The 16,868-nt window shown below is 73.4% G+C and carries 18 protein-coding genes; 5 read left to right on the forward strand and 13 right to left on the reverse strand.

All coding sequences use genetic code 11. From position 1 onward, the window contains the following. Positions 1-81 precede the first annotated feature (81 nt). From AB0C22_RS17595 to thrS, 4 genes are all read right to left on the reverse strand, one after another. Positions 82-1,140 carry an aldo/keto reductase gene (locus AB0C22_RS17595; protein ID WP_357535892.1) on the reverse strand — a complete coding sequence of 353 codons (1,059 nt, stop codon included), beginning with the start codon at positions 1,138-1,140 and terminating at the stop codon, positions 82-84. 290 nt (positions 1,141-1,430) lie between these two features. Beyond that, the gene (locus AB0C22_RS17600) at positions 1,431-2,069 is read right to left on the reverse strand and encodes a hypothetical protein (protein WP_357535894.1); all 639 of its coding nucleotides are present in this window, start codon (positions 2,067-2,069) and stop codon (positions 1,431-1,433) included. 206 nt (positions 2,070-2,275) lie between these two features. Then, on the reverse strand, positions 2,276-2,788 hold the full coding sequence (locus AB0C22_RS17605) for an HIT domain-containing protein (protein ID WP_357536109.1): 513 nt from the start codon (positions 2,786-2,788) through the stop codon (positions 2,276-2,278). A gap of 130 nt (positions 2,789-2,918) precedes the next feature. Further along, positions 2,919-4,922: a threonine--tRNA ligase gene (gene thrS, locus AB0C22_RS17610; RefSeq protein ID WP_219469577.1), complete on the reverse strand. Its 2,004-nt coding sequence runs from the start codon at positions 4,920-4,922 to the stop codon at positions 2,919-2,921. Positions 4,923-5,133: 211 nt separating this feature from the next. Between thrS and AB0C22_RS17615 the strand changes: the two genes are divergently transcribed. Then, positions 5,134-6,057, forward strand: a complete 924-nt coding sequence (locus tag AB0C22_RS17615; RefSeq protein WP_219469575.1) for a DUF1775 domain-containing protein — start codon at positions 5,134-5,136, stop codon at positions 6,055-6,057. A gap of 134 nt (positions 6,058-6,191) precedes the next feature. Here the strand turns inward: AB0C22_RS17615 and AB0C22_RS17620 are convergent, their stop codons facing one another. Next, positions 6,192-7,115, reverse strand: coding sequence for an ADP-ribosylglycohydrolase family protein (locus tag AB0C22_RS17620; protein WP_357535897.1), 924 nt, complete (start codon positions 7,113-7,115; stop codon positions 6,192-6,194). A 73-nt stretch (positions 7,116-7,188) separates the two neighbouring features. Between AB0C22_RS17620 and AB0C22_RS17625 the strand changes: the two genes are divergently transcribed. Next, positions 7,189-7,878, forward strand: a complete 690-nt coding sequence (locus tag AB0C22_RS17625) for a response regulator transcription factor (protein WP_204961325.1) — start codon at positions 7,189-7,191, stop codon at positions 7,876-7,878. A gap of 29 nt (positions 7,879-7,907) precedes the next feature. Then, positions 7,908-9,308 (forward strand): HAMP domain-containing sensor histidine kinase, encoded by a 1,401-nt coding sequence (locus tag AB0C22_RS17630; protein ID WP_208569425.1) that lies wholly within the window; start codon positions 7,908-7,910, stop codon positions 9,306-9,308. A gap of 243 nt (positions 9,309-9,551) precedes the next feature. Here the strand turns inward: AB0C22_RS17630 and AB0C22_RS17635 are convergent, their stop codons facing one another. Together AB0C22_RS17635 and AB0C22_RS17640 are read right to left on the reverse strand one after the other, a co-directional pair. Next, positions 9,552-10,571, reverse strand: coding sequence for an adenosine deaminase (locus AB0C22_RS17635; RefSeq protein WP_219469569.1), 1,020 nt, complete (start codon positions 10,569-10,571; stop codon positions 9,552-9,554). Then, on the reverse strand, positions 10,568-11,362 hold the full coding sequence (locus tag AB0C22_RS17640; protein WP_219469566.1) for a trans-aconitate 2-methyltransferase: 795 nt from the start codon (positions 11,360-11,362) through the stop codon (positions 10,568-10,570). Before AB0C22_RS17640 ends, AB0C22_RS17635 begins: the two co-directional genes overlap by 4 nt. An 85-nt stretch (positions 11,363-11,447) precedes the next feature. Here AB0C22_RS17640 and AB0C22_RS17645 point away from each other — a divergent pair, with 85 nt between their 5' ends. Together AB0C22_RS17645 and AB0C22_RS17650 are read left to right on the forward strand one after the other, a co-directional pair. Then, positions 11,448-12,431 carry an aldo/keto reductase gene (locus tag AB0C22_RS17645; protein WP_219469563.1) on the forward strand — a complete coding sequence of 328 codons (984 nt, stop codon included), beginning with the start codon at positions 11,448-11,450 and terminating at the stop codon, positions 12,429-12,431. A gap of 85 nt (positions 12,432-12,516) precedes the next feature. Further along, positions 12,517-12,711, forward strand: coding sequence for a hypothetical protein (locus tag AB0C22_RS17650; RefSeq protein ID WP_219469560.1), 195 nt, complete (start codon positions 12,517-12,519; stop codon positions 12,709-12,711). Positions 12,712-12,821: 110 nt separating this feature from the next. Here AB0C22_RS17650 and AB0C22_RS17655 read toward each other — a convergent pair whose 3' ends face one another. From AB0C22_RS17655 to AB0C22_RS17680, 6 genes are all read right to left on the reverse strand, one after another. Next, complete coding sequence (locus tag AB0C22_RS17655) at positions 12,822-13,025, reverse strand: cold-shock protein (protein WP_067306996.1); 204 nt, start codon at positions 13,023-13,025, stop codon at positions 12,822-12,824. Positions 13,026-13,386: 361 nt separating this feature from the next. Further along, entirely contained in the window at positions 13,387-13,659 is a 273-nt protein-coding gene (locus AB0C22_RS17660) for a DUF4235 domain-containing protein (RefSeq protein ID WP_208569420.1), read from the reverse strand. Next, a complete protein-coding gene (locus tag AB0C22_RS17665; protein WP_219469557.1) occupies positions 13,656-14,015 on the reverse strand; it encodes a DUF3618 domain-containing protein in 360 nt (119 codons plus the stop codon). The genes AB0C22_RS17660 and AB0C22_RS17665 overlap by 4 nt, the downstream gene beginning before the upstream one ends. Beyond that, complete coding sequence (locus tag AB0C22_RS17670) at positions 14,012-14,446, reverse strand: phage holin family protein (protein ID WP_208569418.1); 435 nt, start codon at positions 14,444-14,446, stop codon at positions 14,012-14,014. The genes AB0C22_RS17665 and AB0C22_RS17670 overlap by 4 nt, the downstream gene beginning before the upstream one ends. Before the next feature lie 272 nt (positions 14,447-14,718). Then, the gene (locus tag AB0C22_RS17675) at positions 14,719-15,957 is read right to left on the reverse strand and encodes a mechanosensitive ion channel domain-containing protein (RefSeq protein ID WP_219469554.1); all 1,239 of its coding nucleotides are present in this window, start codon (positions 15,955-15,957) and stop codon (positions 14,719-14,721) included. 80 nt (positions 15,958-16,037) lie between these two features. Next, positions 16,038-16,859, reverse strand: a complete 822-nt coding sequence (locus AB0C22_RS17680; RefSeq protein WP_208569416.1) for a DUF1206 domain-containing protein — start codon at positions 16,857-16,859, stop codon at positions 16,038-16,040. Positions 16,860-16,868: the final 9 nt, after the last annotated feature.

Genomic DNA, 16,868 nt, shown 5'->3' on the forward strand with positions numbered 1-16,868 from the left:
TATGTCGCTTACGCGGGGCCCCACAACTCCATGATCGACGGGGGTGGGAGGTGGCGGGGGTGGGGGACGGGTGGGCGGGGGTCAGGGGCGGGCGGCGGGGACGGGGGGTAGTGGCCAGTGGGGGCGGTCGGCGTCCCGGAGGGCGGCTGTACGCAGGGCGGCGAGTTGCCGTTCCACCTCGGCGAAGTGGTCCGGGGTGAGCGGGCCGAGGCGCAACGCGGCGGCGTTCTCCTCGACCTGGGCGACGGTACGGCAACCGGGGATCGGCACCGTCCGGTCGCTGCGCGCCCAGAGCCAACCCAGCGCGCCCTGGACCAGGGTCCGCCCGTCGGCGGTGAGCGCGCCCCGCACGGCGGTGACCCGACGCAGCCACTCCGGTGCGGGTCGACCGCTGCGGAACCACTCCAGCCAACCCGGCGCCACTCCCCGCACGTCGTCGCGGGGCAGCGTGGAGCCGTTGGTGTACTTGCCGGTGAGCAACCCCATCGCGAGCGGCCCCCGGTTGACGCTGGCCAGGTCGTGCTTGTCGCAGGCGGCCAGCATCACCGGGGCGTCGCGCAGCACCGACAGGCTGTGCTGGATGGCGGTGGCGTGCGGAGCCGCCTGGGCGAACCCGGCGGCCCGGTCGGCCCGGTCGGTGCTCCAGCCGTACGCCCGGACGAGTCCGTCGGCGACCAGTTCCTCGCAGGTGCCGACCAGCGCCTCCACCCGCGGCAGCGGGAGGTCACCCAGGTGCAGCTGGTAGAGGTCGATCCGGTCGGTGTCGAGGCGGCGCAGCGAGTCGACGACCGCCCGCCGCAGGTACACCGGGGAGGCGTCCTCGCCGGTGGCCTGCCGGGACCGTTCGTCGAAGGTGTACCCCCATTTGGTGGCGATCACCGCCTCGTCGCGGCGGCCGGCCAGCGCCCGGCCGAGGACCCGCTCACTGTGCCCCGCGCCGTACGTGTCGGCGGTGTCGAAGAAGGTCACCCCGAGGTCGAGCGCGCGGCGGACGGCCCGCACCGACTCCTCGTCGTCGACCGCGCCCCAGCCCAGCGGTTGGGTGCCCTCGGCCCAGGGGCCGCCGATCGCCCAGCAGCCCATGCCGAGGGCGCTGACCTCGATGCCGCTGCGACCCAACATCCGTGTCGTCACTGCCATCGCCGCATCGTGTCACCTTCGGGACGCGTGGGGAGACGAAGCTGACGCATCGTGCCCGATCGACCACAAGCGACACCGCCGGCACGGCACGGCGGATGGCGGCGCGGACTTCGCCGACCCCGCCGGTCGGCACACGCCGTCGCGGGCGGTGAAGGCGGGCAGGGTGGCACCGGACGACGGCGACCCACCCGGCCCACCGGTGGCGACGCGGACACCGGACGACGGCGACCCACCCGGTGGCGGCACGGACGACGGCGGCCCGCCCGGTGGTGCCGGGGCCCGCCGGGTGATCAGCGGGGCAGGGCTCGGGCCAGCGGCACCGGGGTCGACTGCCCAGGCCAACGGCCGGTAAGGGTGGCGGCGGCCGGCCCGTCTTCGGGCAGTCCGGCACCGGGCAGCCGGCGGGCGACGAGCAGGTCGACGGTGTCGGTGCCGATGCTGGTCGGGTCGTCGTCGCCCACCTGGCGTACCGCGCCGACGACGGGGGCCCCGACGTTGCCGGTGCCGGCCACCGTCATGGACGGCTCGCGGACTTCCCGCACTCCGTCGATCTCGAAGTACTCCTGCGCCTGACCGGTGCCGGTGAGGATGGCGGCGGCCAGGACGGCGGCGTAGACCGGGTCGCCGCACCCGTCGTAGACCCAGCGGGGGCCGAGCACCGAGTGGTGGGTGGTGCCGACCAGCCACTCGTCGGCGTCGGCCAACGGCGCGTCCCGGTAGGTCAGCGGGACCTGGTAGACCGGGCCGGCGTCGACCCGTACCAGGATCGTCTCGATACCGACGGCACCGGCGGGGTCGTCGAACCGGTAGGCGGCCACCCGGACCGGCTCGCCGGCCGCCGGCCCGGAATACCAGCGCCGGCCCGGCAGCCAACCGGCCAGGAGTTCGAGTTTCGTGGGGCGGATCTCCGCCTGGTGCAACAACGCCATGATCACATCCTAGGAGTCGCCACACCGACCGCCGCACCCGTCACGCAGGCCCGGCCCACCGACCCGCGCCCGACCCGGACGTGCCGTCACGCGGCCCCGGCACACCGGCCCGCGCCGGACCCGGGGGTGCCGTGGCGGGTGGCCCGGGCCGCCGGCCGGGACGGCCAGGCGCGGGCGAGCAACTCGCGGACAGCCCGGGCCGCCGCTCAGGACGGCCAGGCGCGGGCGAGCAACTCGCGGGTGTCGGAGAGCAGTTGCGGGAGCACCTTCGTCCGGCCGATCACCGGCATGAAGTTGATGTCCCCACCCCACCGGGGCACCACGTGCTGGTGCAGGTGGGCGGCGATGCCGGCGCCGGCCACCCCGCCCTGGTTCATCCCCAGGTTGAACCCGTGCGCGCTGCTGACCTGCCGGACCACCCGCATCGCGGTCTGGGTGAACGCCGCCAGCTCCACCGTCTCGGCCTGGTCGAGGGCGGTGTAGTCGGCCACGTGCCGGTAGGGGCAGACCAGCAGGTGCCCCGGGTTGTACGGGTAGAGGTTGAGCACCGCGAAGACGTGCTCACCCCGGGCCACCACCAGGCTCCGCTCCGGCGGCAGGCCGGGGGCCAGGCAGAACGGGCAGCCGGCGGGCTTCTCGTAGCCGCCCTCCGGCCGGTCCTCCCCCGAGATGTAGGTCATCCGGTGCGGCGTCCAGAGCCGGTCGAGCCCGTCCGCCAGTCCGTCGTCCGCCGGGCCGTGGTCCGTGTCGCCGTCGAGGTGCCGCTCCGCCCCAGTCACACCGCCGATCCTACGATCTCCCGCGCCGACCGCCACCGGCCGTGGGTACGCGGCCGGTGGCGGGCCGGGGTCAGCTGCCGGCGGACGGCCCCGAGTTGGTACGCGAGGAGACCACGTCGAGCACGTGGGCGACCGCCTCGGCGACCGGCACCCCGTTGCGCTGCGAACCGTCGCGGTAGCGGAACGACACGGTGCCGGCGGCCACGTCGTCGTCCCCGGCGATCACCATGAACGGGATCTTCTGCTGCTGGGCGGTGCGGATCTTCTTCTGCATCCGGTCGTCACCCGCGTCGACCTGGGCCCGGATGCCTTCGGCGCGCAGCGCCGCGACGAAGCCGTGCAGGTACTCGGTGTGGTCTTCGCGGATCGGGATGCCGACCACCTGCACCGGCGCCAGCCAGGCCGGGAAGGCTCCGGCGTAGTGCTCGGTGAGCACCCCGAAGAACCGTTCGATCGACCCGAACAGGGCCCGGTGGATCATCACCGGCCGCTGCCGGCTGCCGTCGGCCGCCTGGTATTCCAGGCCGAACCGCTCGGGCAGGTTGAAGTCGACCTGGATGGTGGACATCTGCCAGGTCCGGCCGATGGCGTCCTTGGCCTGGACGGAGATCTTGGGGCCGTAGAACGCCGCGCCGCCCGGGTCGGGCACCAGGGTGAGGCCGGATTCCTCGGCGGCCGAGCGCAGCGCCTCGGTGGCCCGCACCCAGTTCTCGTCGGTGCCGACCGACTTGTCCGGGTTACGGGTGGACAGTTCGAGGTAGAAGTCGTCCAGGCCGTAGTCGCGCAGCAGCTCCAGGACGAAGGCGAGCAGCGACTTCAGCTCGCCGGCCATCTGCTCCTCGGTGCAGAAGATGTGCGCGTCGTCCTGGGTCATGCCCCGGACCCGGGTCAGGCCGTGCACCACGCCGGACTTCTCGTACCGGTAGACCGTGCCGAACTCGAACATCCGCAGCGGCAACTCCCGGTAGGAGCGGCCCCGGGACCGGAAGATCAGGTCGTGCATCGGGCAGTTCATCGGCTTGAGGTAGTAGTTCGCCCCCTCGACCTCCATGGGGGGGAACATCCCGTCGGCGTACCAGTCGAGGTGCCCGGAGACCTCGTACAGGTGGCCCTTGGTGATGTGCGGGGTGTTGACGAACGAGTAGCCGGCCTGCTCGTGCTTGATCCGGGAGTAGTTCTCCATCTCCCGGCGGATGATGCCGCCCTTGGGGTGGAAGACCGCCAGGCCGGAGCCCAGCTCGTCGGGGAAGCTGAACAGGTCGAGGTCGACGCCGAGCTTGCGGTGGTCGCGCCGGGCGGCCTCCTCCAGCAGCTTCAGGTACGCCTTCAGCTCGTCGCGGGTCGGCCAGGCGGTGCCGTACACCCGCTGGAGCTGCGGGTTCTTCTCCGACCCCCGCCAGTACGCGGCGGCCGAACGCATCAGCTTGAACGCGCCGATCAGCCGGGTGTTCGGCAGGTGCGGGCCCCGGCACAGGTCCGACCAGCAGACCTTGTCCTCACCGGCGGCGAGGTTGTCGTAGATGGTCAGCTCGCCGCCGCCCACCTCCATCACCTCGCTGGTGTCCAGCCCCTCGCCCTTGACCTCGATCAGTTCGAGCTTGAACGGCTCAGCGGCCAGCTCGGTGCGGGCCTCGTCCAGGCTGTCGAAGCGGCGGCGGCGGAACCGCTGGCCGGACTTGACGATCTCCTGCATCCGCTTTTCCAGCTTGGCCAGGTCGTCGGGCTGGAACGGCTTGTCGACCGCGAAGTCGTAGTAGAAGCCGTTCTCGATCGGCGGGCCGATGCCCAGCTTGGCCTCGGGGAAGACGTCCTGCACGGCCTGGGCGAGCACGTGGGCGGTGGAGTGCCGCAGCACGTTCAGGCCGTCCGGCGAGTCGAGGCTGACCGGCTCGACGGTGGTCTCCTCGGCGGGTGCCCAGTCCAGGTCACGCAGCTGGCCCTGCGGGTCGCGGACCACCACGACCGCCTTCGGGCCGGCGGCGGGCAGCCCGGCCGCGGCCACCGCGTCGGCCGCCGTCGTCCCGGCGGCCACGACGACGGGGTCGGCCACGACGGGGGTACGGGGTGCGGACACGGTGAACTCCTCAACGGCAGGCGGCACGGATGGGCCGGACGCGCCGGCTGCTTCGATGCTATCGGTCCCGCCGTCGCCCCCGGTCGCCGGGAAAGGAAGCCCGGTCGCGGTATCGACCCGCACCGGCGTTGAACCTTTCCGGCCCGCCGTCCGAACTACCAGGTGTGGCCGGAGCCGGTGTCGGCCGCGGCGAGACGGATGGGGGCGGAAGATGGCGACGACCCGTGGTGGCGCCCGGCGGCGTCGGACCGTACTGGTGCTGGCGGCGGTGGCGGCCGGGGTGTTCGGCGCCCCGACCGCGGCGTCGGCGGACGGGGTGACGTCCAGCCCGGGTCAGGCGGTGCAGGGCGACGCGGTGGAGTTGACCTTCGTGGTGCCCGAGGAGCGGCCTGGCGCGCGCACCGAGAAGATCGAGTTCAGGCTCCCGCCGGATGCCCCGATCGGCGAGGTCTACCCGCTGTCGGTGGACGGCTGGGCACCACTGATCACCTCCCGCGACCTGGACGCGCCGGTCGCCGGGATCCACGCCCCGTCGGTCAGCACGGTGACCTCGGCGGTGGTCTGGACCCGGGGTGCCGGACCGGCGGTGTCGGGTCCGGCGCGACTCTCGGTGGCCATGGGCCCGCTGCCGCAGCTCGACCGGATGACCTTCGAGGTGGTGCAGACCTACTCCGACGGCACGGTGGTGCGCTGGGCCGACCCGGTGGGGGGTGGGCATCCCGCCCCGACGCTGGCACTGGTGCCACCCGCCCCCGGTGCCGCCCCCGGGCACCACGGCGGGGCGGCCGACGCGACGGACGCCCAGTCCGCCCCGGACGCCGCCGCACCGACGGAGGGCGACGGCGGCCCCAGCGCCGACCTGCTGCTCGGCGGTGGCCTGCTGGTCGGGTTGGGCGGCGGCGCGGCGATCGGCTGGGTGGCGAGCCGCTCCCGCCGTCGGGCCGCCGCCGACACGGAGCCCACCGGGGACACGGAGCCCGCCGGGGACACGGAGCCCGCCGGGGCCGACGACCCGACGTCGGACACCGACCGCGCCCCGGTCGGGCGCACCCCTTCCGACCAGGGCTGGCGGCTCGACGAGCACGTCCCGACCGACCACGCCGACACCGACGCCGAGCAGGTGGCAGCGCGCTGAGCAGATGCCAGCACGCCGAGCAGATGCCAGCGCCGAGCTGGTGGCAGCAGCTGGCGGCACGCTGAGCACCGACCGGGTGGCAGCACGCGGAGAGCCGAGGGACCCGCCGCAGGCCGAACGCGGAGCGGGCGGTCTCAGTCCAGCCAGGTGGGGAGCGCCTCCCGGGCGGCCACCCAGTCGGTCGGCACCCCGCCGGGCGTGCCGACCCCGGTGTGGCCGCCGATGATCCCGCCGACGATCGCTGCGGTGGTGTCGACGTCCCCGCCCGCCTCGACGCAGGCACGGATGGCGGCCGGGTAGTCGGCCAGGTGGGTGGCGACCACCCAGAGGGTGAAGGCGACGGTGTCCTGGGCGGTGACCCGGGAGCCGTTACCCAGGGCCGCGACCGCTTCGTCGAGGGGGCGGCCGAGCAGACCGGCCGCCCGGCGTGTCCCCCGGTGCACCTCGGTACTCGGGTCGAGGGCCCCGGCGACGGTGGCGAGCAGCCGGGTGACGTCGGGACGGTGCTCCCCCTCAAGCCGGGTCCGGGCGGCGAGTGAGGCGGCGACGGCCACCGCCACCGCTCCCGCGACCCCCTCCGGATGGGCGTGGGTGACCTCGGCGCTGGCGCGGGCCCGGGTCGCCGCCCGGGTGGTCGAGTCGGCGTACCACGCGCCGAGCGGGGCGACCCGCATCGCGGCGCCGTTGCCGCAGGAACCCTGACCGTCGAAGGCCGACGCGGCGGCCACCGGCCACGGGGTGCCGGTGCGGATCAACCGCAGGATCGTCACCGCACCCGGGCCGTAGCCCCGGTAGGGCTCGGCCCGGGTGGCGAAGGCCAGCGCCAACCGGTCGGGGTCGACGTCGCCGTGGGTGGCGAGTTCGGCAAGTACCGAACAGGCCATCTCGGTGTCGTCGGTCCACTGCCAGGGCGGCGGGGGCAACCGGCCGGCCGCGAGGTCGTCGGGCCGCCGGCCCGGGACGAAGAACTGGGAACCGAGGGCGTCGCCGACGGACAGCCCGGCCAGGCTGTCCCGGGCCAGCGCCAGCCGTGCGTCGGGAAAGAGGGTGAACGGCATCGTCGTACCAGTTTGCCCGGTTCACGGGTCCGTCGCAACGCACCCGACTTGCCACGGGCAGTACGGTGCTGACGTGGCCACCGTGCTCCTGGTCGAAGACGACCACGTCGTCCGCGGCGCGATGCTGCGCTCGCTCAGCGAACGGGGGCACGCGGTGCACGCGGTCGGGACAGCCCTGGACGCGTTGCGCCGGGTCGCCGCCGAGACCCCCGATCTGGTCGTGCTCGACCTGGGCCTGCCCGATCTGGACGGTTCGGACGCGTTGCGGATGCTGCGCGGCATCACCGACGTACCGATCATCATCGCCACCGCCCGCGACGACGAGCAGTCGGTGGTCCGGTTGCTGCGGGCCGGCGCGGACGACTACATGGTCAAGCCGTTCACCGGCGCCCACCTGGACGCCCGGATCACCACCGTGCTGCGCCGGGTCGGCCGGGCCAGCCGGACGGTGGCCCCGGCCGTGCACACCGTCAGCGGCCTGCGGGTGGACGTGGGCGAACGCAGTGCGGTGCTCGACGGGGAGCCACTGGCGCTCACCCGCAAGGAATTCGACCTGCTGGCGTACCTGGCCGCACGACCTGGCCGGGTGGTGTCCCGGCGGGAGCTCTTGGAGGAGGTATGGCGCCAGCCGTCGGTCGGCGAGGACCAGACCATCGACGTGCACCTGTACTGGCTGCGGCGAAAGATGGGCGAGTCCGCGGCGAAGCCGCGCTACCTGCGCACCGTGCGGGGGGTGGGGTTCCGGCTGGTGGCCCCCGACTGAGGACGGCGCTGGCCGCCCTGACGGCCGGCATGTGCGCGCTGGTCGCGTCGGCGTTCCTCGTTCCGCTCGGGCTGACCCTGCGCGGTGAGGTCCGGGAGGAGGCGCTGGCCGACGCGGCGCGACGCGGCGCGATGGTCACGGGCGCGCTCGCCGTCAGCACCGCCCCGGCGACGGTCCGCCGCGCGGTCGAGGCCACCGGTGACGACCCGGCGACCCGCCCGGTGGTGCACGGCCTGGCCGGGGAGCAGCCCGCCGGCCGGGCCTCCGCCGAGGATGTGGAGCGGGCCCGCGCCGGGGAGCAGTCGCGGGTCGTCGACGTCGACGGTGGGCTGGTGCGGCTCGACCCGGTGGTGCTCGACGGCCGGGTCGCCGTGGTCGAGGTCTTCGTGCCCGCCGCCGTCCTCGACGAGGGGGCGGGTGGCACCTGGCTGCTGCTCACCGGGGTGGCCGTGGCACTGGTCGGCGCGGCGGTGGTCGTGGTGGACCGGGTCGCCGCGCGCGCCGTCGACTCCACCAGGGGGCTGGTCCGCGCCGCGCTCGCCGTCGGCGACGGTGACCTGGGGGTACGGGTCGAGCCGAGCGGTCCCCGTGAGCTGGCCGAGGCCGGGTACGCGTTCAACCGGATGGCCGACCGGCTGGTGGCGGCCCGCACCGACGAGCGGGAACTGGTGGCGGACCTGTCGCACCGGCTGCGTACCCCGTTGACGGTGTTGCGGTTGGACGCCGAGGGGCTGGACTCCGACGACACCAGTGTCGGCTCGTTCAGCCCGGCGGAGCTGGACCGGCGGCGCACGATCCGGCGTATCCGGCAGGCGATCGTCACCCTGGAGGGCGAGATCGACGTCCTGATCAAGACGACCCGTAAGTCCGTCGCGCACGAGGCCGGGCCGGCCGAGTGTGACGTCAGCGAGGTGGTCCGGGACCGGATGGTGTTCTGGGCGGCGCTGGCCGGCGACCAGAACCGCCCGCACCGGGTCAGCGGCGCCCAGTTCCGGATTCCGGTGCTGGTGCCCCGGGCCGAGCTGGCCGCCGCCCTGGACGCGGTGATCGGCAACGTCTTCCGCTACACCCCGCAGGGCACCGCGTTCGAGGTGGCCGTCTCCCGTCGGGACGGTTACGTGGCGATCCGGATCGACGACGCGGGGCCGGGCATCGCCAACCCGGACCGGGCGTTGCGGCGTGGTGCCAGCGGCCAGGGCTCGACCGGGCTGGGGCTGGACATCGCCCGGCGGGTGGCGTTGCAGGCCAACGGCTCGGTGAGCCTCGACCGGGCCCGGCTGGGCGGGGCGAGTGTGGTGATGCTGCTGGCCGATCCGCAGGCGACGCCCCGGCAGGTCAACCGGTTCGGTCTGGTGGGCCGGATGGCACGCGAGGCACGCGAGCAGAAGGGTGGCCGCCGCTGGCCCCGGCCGCGTCCGACCGACGACTGAGCGCCGCCTGCGGGCCGGGTCGCGCCGGCCGTGACTGTGCTGCGGCGCAAGGTTTCCTTAGATCCGGATTAACGACGGCGACGCGGGACGTGCCGGCTGACAGGATCTGTCCGAACCCATCAGTTCCACCGGCCTGTCGCCCCTGACACCCACCGGCCGGTGGATCGGTACGCGCGGCGGGGGCACGGTCCCCCACACCAGCTCCCGCCGCGTGTACACCACTTCTCCCGACCCCGTGGTGGGTCAGTGGGCCGCCACGAAGGCGTCGATCTCGGCGATGATGCGGGCTTGGCCGGCCGGGTCGAGGAACGAGGCGGACACCGCCTGGCGGGCCAGCGCGGCGAGCCCGTCGGGGCCGGTGTCGAGCAGTCGGGCGGCGACCGCGTACTCGTCGTTGAGGGTGGTGCCGAACATCGGCGGGTCGTCGGAGTTGATGGTGACCCGCACCCCCGCGTCGACCAGTTGCCGCAACGGGTGCTCCTCGATCCGGGCGACGGCCCGGGTGCGCACGTTGGAGGTCGGGCAGACCTCCAGCGGGATGCGCCGCTCGGCCAGGTGGGCGAGCAGCTCCGGGTCCTGCGCGGCGGAGATGCCGTGGCCGATCCGCTCGGCACCCAACTCGCGCAGGGCGTCCCAGACGGTCTGCGGGCCGGTGGTCTCCCCGGCGTGCGGGACCGAGTGCAGCCCGACCGCCCGCGCCTGGTCGAAGTACGGCTTGAACTGCGGCCGGGGTACGCCGATCTCGGGGCCGCCGAGGCCGAAGGCGACCAGCCCGTCGGGGCGCTCGTCGAGGCTGATCCGCAGGGTCTCCTCGGCTGCCGGTAGGCCGGCCTCGCCGGGGATGTCGAAGCACCAGCGCAGCGCGATGCCGAAGTCGGCCTCGGCGCGGCGGCGGGCGTCCTCGATGGCCTCGCAGAACGCCGGTGCGGGGATGCCCCGGCGCACGTGCGAGTAGGGGGTGACGGTCAGCTCGGCGTAACGGACCTGCTGGCGGGCCAGCTCGCGGGCCACCTCGTGGGTGAGCAGCCAGACGTCGTCGGGGTCGCGGATGAGGTCGACGACGCTGAGGTAGACCTCGATGAAGTGGGCGAAGTCGCGGAACGCGAAGTAGTCGGCGAGGGCGTCCGGGTCCGCCGGGACGGGGCTGCGTCCCTCGTGCCGGGCGGCCAGTTCGGCGACGATCCGGGGGGACGCGGAGCCCACGTGGTGCACGTGCAGCTCCACCTTGGGCAGTTCGGCGATGAAGGCGGACAGGTCGGTCACTGCTGCTCCTCTTGACGGGCACCCGTACGGGCGACCACGAAGATCCGACGGAACGGGAAGTACACCTGACCCTGCCGTACCGGGTACGCGTGGGCCAACCGGGCTGCCAGCGTGGCGCGGAAGTCGGCCAGGGCGGTGTCGTCGAGCACCGCCCGCACGGGGCGCAGGGCGGTGCCGTCCAGCCAGCTCAGCACGGGGTGTTCGGCGTCGGCACCGGCGGGCAGCAGGTGCAGGTAGGTGGTTTCCCAGGCGTCGACGGCGCAGCCGGCGGCGGTCAGCGCGGCGGCGTACCCGATCGGGTCGTCGACGGGGTCCTCGCGCAGCAACGGCCGGACGGTGGCCGCCCAGCGGGGGTCTGCGGCGACCTCCCGCAGCGCCCGGTGTGCGGGACCGGCGAAGTTGCCGGGGACCTGGACGGCGAGCCACCCACCGGGCGGCAGTGCGCCGGCCCAGCGGCGTAGCAGGGCCGGGTGGTCGGGCACCCACTGGAGCACCGCGTTGGCGACCAGCACGTCCACGTCGGGGGCGGGCCGCCAGTCGGCGACGTCACCGACGGTGAAGTCGACGGTGGTGTCGAGCGTGCGGGCCCGGTCGATCATCTCGGGGGACGAGTCGAGGCCGGCGATCCGGGCGGCCGGCCAGCGGCGGGCGAGGGTCGCGGTCAGGGTGCCCGGCCCGCACCCGAGGTCGACGACGGCCCGTGGGTGCTCCGCCCCGACCCGGGCGAGCAGGTCGTGGAACGGCCGGGACCGTTCGTCGCCGTAGCGTAGATAGCTGGTCGGGTCCCACATGACTACCCCCATACCGTACGTACGTTTTGTTGCGACGGTACGGCCCACGCTGCGCCCCGGCAACCTGGTCACTAGGCTTCACCACATGGAACAGCGCAGCTTCGACCGGCTCGGCCGGCAGGTGGGTGTGGTCGGTCTCGGGGCCTGGCAGCTCGGCGCGGACTGGGGACAGGTCAGCGAGAGCGACGCCCTGGCCGTCCTCGACGCCGCCGTGGAGTCCGGCGTCACCTTCCTCGACACCGCCGACGTCTACGGCGACGGCCGCAGCGAACAGCTGATCGGGCGGTTCCTGCGGGACAACCCCGGGCACGGGCTGACCGTCGCCACCAAGATGGGCCGCCGGGTCGAGCAGACGCCGCAGGCGTACACCCTGGACAACTTCCGGGCCTGGACCGACCGGTCCCGGGCCAACCTCGACGTGGACACCCTCGACCTGGTGCAGCTGCACTGCCCGCCGACCGAGGTCTTCGCCGACGACCGGGTCTTCGACGGTCTCGACACCCTGGTCGCCGAGAAGCGCATCGCCGGGTACGGCGTCAGCGTCGAGACCTGCGACCAGGCGCTCACCGCGATCGCCCGGCCGGGGGTGGCCAGCGTCCAGATCATCCTGAACGCGGTCCGGCTCAAGCCCCTCGACGAGGTGCTGCCGGCCGCCGCCGCGGCCGGCGTCGGGATCATCGCCCGGGTGCCACTGGCCAGCGGCCTGCTCTCCGGCCGCTACGACGAGCACACCACCTTCGCCGCCGACGACCACCGCACCTACAACCGGCACGGGGAGAGCTTCGACGTCGGCGAGACCTTCTCCGGGGTCGACTTCGACCTCGGCCTGACCGTGGTGCGTCGGCTCGCCCCGCTGGTCGGCGACGGACGCACGATGGCCCAGTTCGCCCTGCGCTGGATCATCGACCAGCCCGGGGTGACCGTGGTCATCCCCGGTGCCCGCAACCCGGAGCAGGCCCGCGGCAACGCCGCCGCGGCCGGCGCCCCCGCGCTGACGGCGACCGAACTCGACACCGTCCGGTCGGTCTACGACGAGCTGGTCCGCCCCCGGGTGCACGACCGGTGGTGAGCCACGCCGGCCGGGTCGTCGCATCGGCCCGGCCCGGCCCGCATCCTGGTGACCGGGTCGGCTCCGACCCGGGGAGGGAGGACCGGTGAGAGGGTGGCTCACGCTCACCCTGGGCCTGCTGGCCGTGGTGGTCGGTGCCGTCTGGACCGTCCAGGGCCTCGGCTATCTCGACGGCAGCCTGATGAGCGACCAACGGTTCTGGGCCGTCGCCGGAGTGCTGCTGGTGCTGGCCGGGCTGGTGCTGCTGCGGCGCGGCCTGCGCGCCCGCCGGCTGCCCTGATCCGGGCAGCCGCGCGATGCGGAAAGCCCCGCGTCCTGAGGTGGACACGGGGCTTCTCGTTGATCCGGCTGGCCGGATCACCCGGGCTGGCGTTAGCCGACCGGCTTCGCTCAGAGGGGGCGGACCTGCTCGGCCTGCGGACCCTTCTGACCCTGGGCGATCTCGAACTCCACCCGCTGGTTCTCCTCCAGCGAGCGGTAGCCGCTGGACTGGATCGCCGAGAAGTGGACGAACACGTCAGCACCCCCGCCATCGACGGTGATGAAGCCGAAGCCCTTGTCAGCGTTGAACCACTTCACGGTTCCCTGCGCCATGTGTATCTCCTTCTAAAACTGGCGGCCGAGCACGCCGTGCGGCCGATTGGCCGTTTCGAGCAGCGGTGACCCGGGCAGCCGCCCACGAGGGGAAGACCGCTCCGTGCCGACGCCGTCTCGCAACAGCGGGGATCAGCAAACCACGTACCCAAAAACTCTGCACAGCCTAATCGACGAAATTCTTCGACATGTGACCTGACGGATGCCCGACGATTGCTGACCGGCTCGGCAAAGCCAGGCAAAAGGGCCCCCCGCCCATCGATGGGTCGGGGGGCCACAGGTCGTCGTCACCGGACCGGAGGGCCGCCGTCGTGGCCGGCGCGGTCGCCGCGCCGGCCCCGGTGGCGCGCGCCGGGACGGGTCAGTCGGGCCAGCGCCCGGTCAACCGTCGTACGCCGACCGCGCCGCCCCGGTCCACCGCCGCCCGGACGACGGAAAAGATCGCCCCCTGCAACGCCGCCGCCGCGAGGATCTCGCCCCAGCGGCGGTCCTCGTCGGTCGGGTCGGGCGCCTCACCGTCCCCGGCGGTCGCCTTCCACACCTGCCGGAAGATCGTTCCGGCCAGCGCGCCGGCCGCCAGTCCCAGCAACACCCCGACCGGCTTGTACGCGGTCCTGCTGATGCCCTTGCTCACCTGCGCCTCCCCCGAATGATCAACAACACCACCACCGCGGCCACCGCACCGGCCGCTATCGTCGCCCACGGCACCGGATCGCGCCGCACCGCCACCGACGTGTCGTACGCCTGGGCCCGCGCGAGGTCGACACCCTGCGCCGCCTGGCCCCGTACCCGGGCCACGGTCAGCGCGGCCTGCTCACGCACCCGCTCCTTCGCCTGCTCCGCCGAGTCCTTCAACCGGGCCTTGACGTCGGCCTTGGCGGCCAGCATCTCCATCGTCTCGCCCAACTCCACCCGGGTCCGCCGGATCTCCTCGCGCAGCGCCTCGGTGTCTCCGGTCCCGTTGCCGTTGCTTCCTGTCGTGCCGGTCATGCCCGTCCCCTGTCCTTCACCGCGGCGGTGACGGTGTCCACGTCCGCGCGGACGCTACGCACGGTCGCCTCCGGCATCGGGGGGACCGCCTGGCTGACCTGCTTCTTCCCGACCAGGGCGAGCACCCCGGCGATGAGGAAGAGCACCACCGCCACGATCAACGCCGCCGCCCAGGCGGGTAGCACCAGAGCCAGCAGCAGGATCGCGGCGGCGACCAGTGCGCCGAGCCCGTACAGGGCCAGCGCCCCGCCCCCGCCGAAGAGGCCGATCCCGATCCCGGCGTGCCTGCCCTTCTGGGTCAGCTCCGCCCGGGCCAGGGCCAGCTCGTCCCGGACCAGTCGGGAGACCTGCTCGGTAGCCCGCTGCACCAGTTCGGCAGTGGACGGCTCGCTCCCGGTCCGGGACGTACGGTGGTTCGCGACGTCAGCCATGCTGTCCTCCTTTCGTCATCACCGCGCTGTATGCCCGGAGCCGCCGTCCGTCAATCCTGCACACGGTGACCAACCACATCTGACCCCAGGTCGGCCCGGATCGTCCGGCGAAACGCGGAAGCGGGACCGACACAGCCCCCGAGACCAAGTGTCACGAGGGCTGTGTGACGACCCGGCGGCGGCCGGCGGCACTTCCACCCGGCCCGGCGCCGGCCGGCGGATCGGCTCAGCGCCGGACGGCGGATCGGCTCAGCGCCGGACGGCGGATCGGCTCAGCGCCGGCCGTCGACACCATGGTCGGCACCGACGGCGACGCCGTCGCCACGGGCGTCGCCGTCGGGACCCACGAACGCCTCGCTGCGGGCGTCGCCGTCGTCGCTGCCACCGAAGACCCGGGCGTCGTCGGGCACCTCGCCCTCGGACCGGCGGCGGACCGGCCGGCGCGGCTGCACCCACTGCCAGGGCAGGCTGCCCGAGGAGTCCCCCAGCTCGGTACGGGTCCGGGGCAGCGCGGTGGGGCGGTGGTCGCGGACCCAGCCGACCAGGTGCTCGCGCACCAGGCAGCGCAGGTCCCACAGGCTGCCGGCGTCGGCGGCGCTGACCAGGGCGCGCACCTTGATCGCGCCGCCGGTGGCGTCGGTGACCTGGAGCACGCAGACCCGGCCGTCCCACAGGTCGGTGCTCTCCACCAGCCGACGCAGCTCCTCCCGCATCGACTGCACCGGCACCGACCAGTCGAGGTGGAACTCGGCGGTGCCGAGCACCGCCGCCTCGGTCCGGGTCCAGTTCTGGAACGGGGTGCTGGTGAAGTAGGAGGTGGGCAGGATCAGCCGCCGGTCGTCCCAGATCTGGACCACCACGTAGCTGAGCGTCAACTCCTCGATCCGGCCCCACTCCCCCTCGACCACCACCACGTCGTCGAGGCGGACCGCGTCGCTGAAGGCGAGCTGGAGGCCGGCGATGACGTTGCCGAGCAGGCTCTGCGCGGCCAGCGCGGCGACCACACCGACCAGGCCGGCGCTGGTGAGCACGCCCGCGCCGATGCCCCGTACCGCGGGGAAGGTCATCAGCATCACACCGACGGCGAGCACGACGATCACCACGATCGTCAACCGGCGCAGCAGCACCACCTGGGTGCGTACCCGCCGGACGTGCCGGTTGTCGGGCACGTCGACCCGCAGGAACCGGGCCAACGCGGTGTCCTCCGCCACCACCAGCAACGAGGCGACCAGCCAGGCCACCGCGGCGACCACCCCCAGCACCAGGATGTGCAGCACGGCCTGCCGCCACCCGGTGCCCACCGCGTAGCCGGTGGTCCAGCGGACCGCGAACTGGACGGCCACCACCGTGCCGGCGACCTGCAACGGCCGGTGCACGTGTGCGGTCAACTCGGTCATCAGGTGGGACCGGCGGCCCAGCCGCCGGATCACCCGGTGTACCACCTCGACGAGCAACAGCGCGATCGCCGCCGCGGTGGCCGCGGCGGCGATCGTCTCGAGGTAGTCCTGCACGTGGTTGTCTCCCTCCGGCCGGGCTGATCGCAATCGGGCAAAGGCCCAATGGTGCCCGGCGTTTCCGGTATCGACCAGGCTCAGATCTTGCGGAACCGGGACTGGAAGAAGCAGTAGACCCCGAAGGCGGCGATGCCGAGCGCCATCAGCGCCAGGATGAACGGCCCGTACGGCTGGTCCCGCAGGGTGCGCAGCGCGGCGTCCAGGCCACGGGCCTTCTCCGGGTCGTAGTTGATCGCCGCGACCACGATCAGCAGGCCGGCGACGGCGAACACCGCACCCCGGGCGATGTAACCGGCCATGCCCAGCCGGCGGACCGTCTGCCGGGTCTTGCCGTTCATCTCGTTGGTCTTGAGGTTCCGCTCGAACTTCTTCTTGTAGCCGTAGATCACCATGCCGATGCCGACGGCGGCGAGCACCAGGCCGGCGAACCCGACCAGACCACGGCCGCCGCTGGAGGCCATCAGCTTCTCGCTGAACTGCTCCTGCTGGTCGGCGCTGTTGGAGCTGGCGTCCTGCACCACCTTGATCGAGGTCCAGGCGAGCCAGAGGAAGACGACGGTACGCACGACCGAGGCGATCCGCTCGAAGAGGCGTTCCTTGCCGCGCTTGGCGTGGTGGCCGACGGCCGCCTCCAGGGCCTGCCAGATGGCCATCGCGATCAGGCCGACGGCGATCGCGATCAGCAGGAACTTGCCCATCGGCTGGGCGCCCAGGGCGCGCAGCGCCCCGTTCTGGTTGCCCTCCTCGCCGGAGCCGGCGAAGGCGATCTGGAGGATGACCCAGGCGAAGAGCAGGTGGACGATCCCGTAGCCGATGAAACCGGCCCGGGCGAGGAGTTCCAGCCAGCGGCTGTCCGCGGTGCGGCTAGCGGTGGCTTGTGCGTTCCGGGTGAGAGACATGGGCCCACA

It is taken from the genome of Micromonospora sp. NPDC048894 (genome assembly GCF_040649765.1).
GTDB lineage: Bacteria > Actinomycetota > Actinomycetes > Mycobacteriales > Micromonosporaceae > Micromonospora > Micromonospora antibiotica.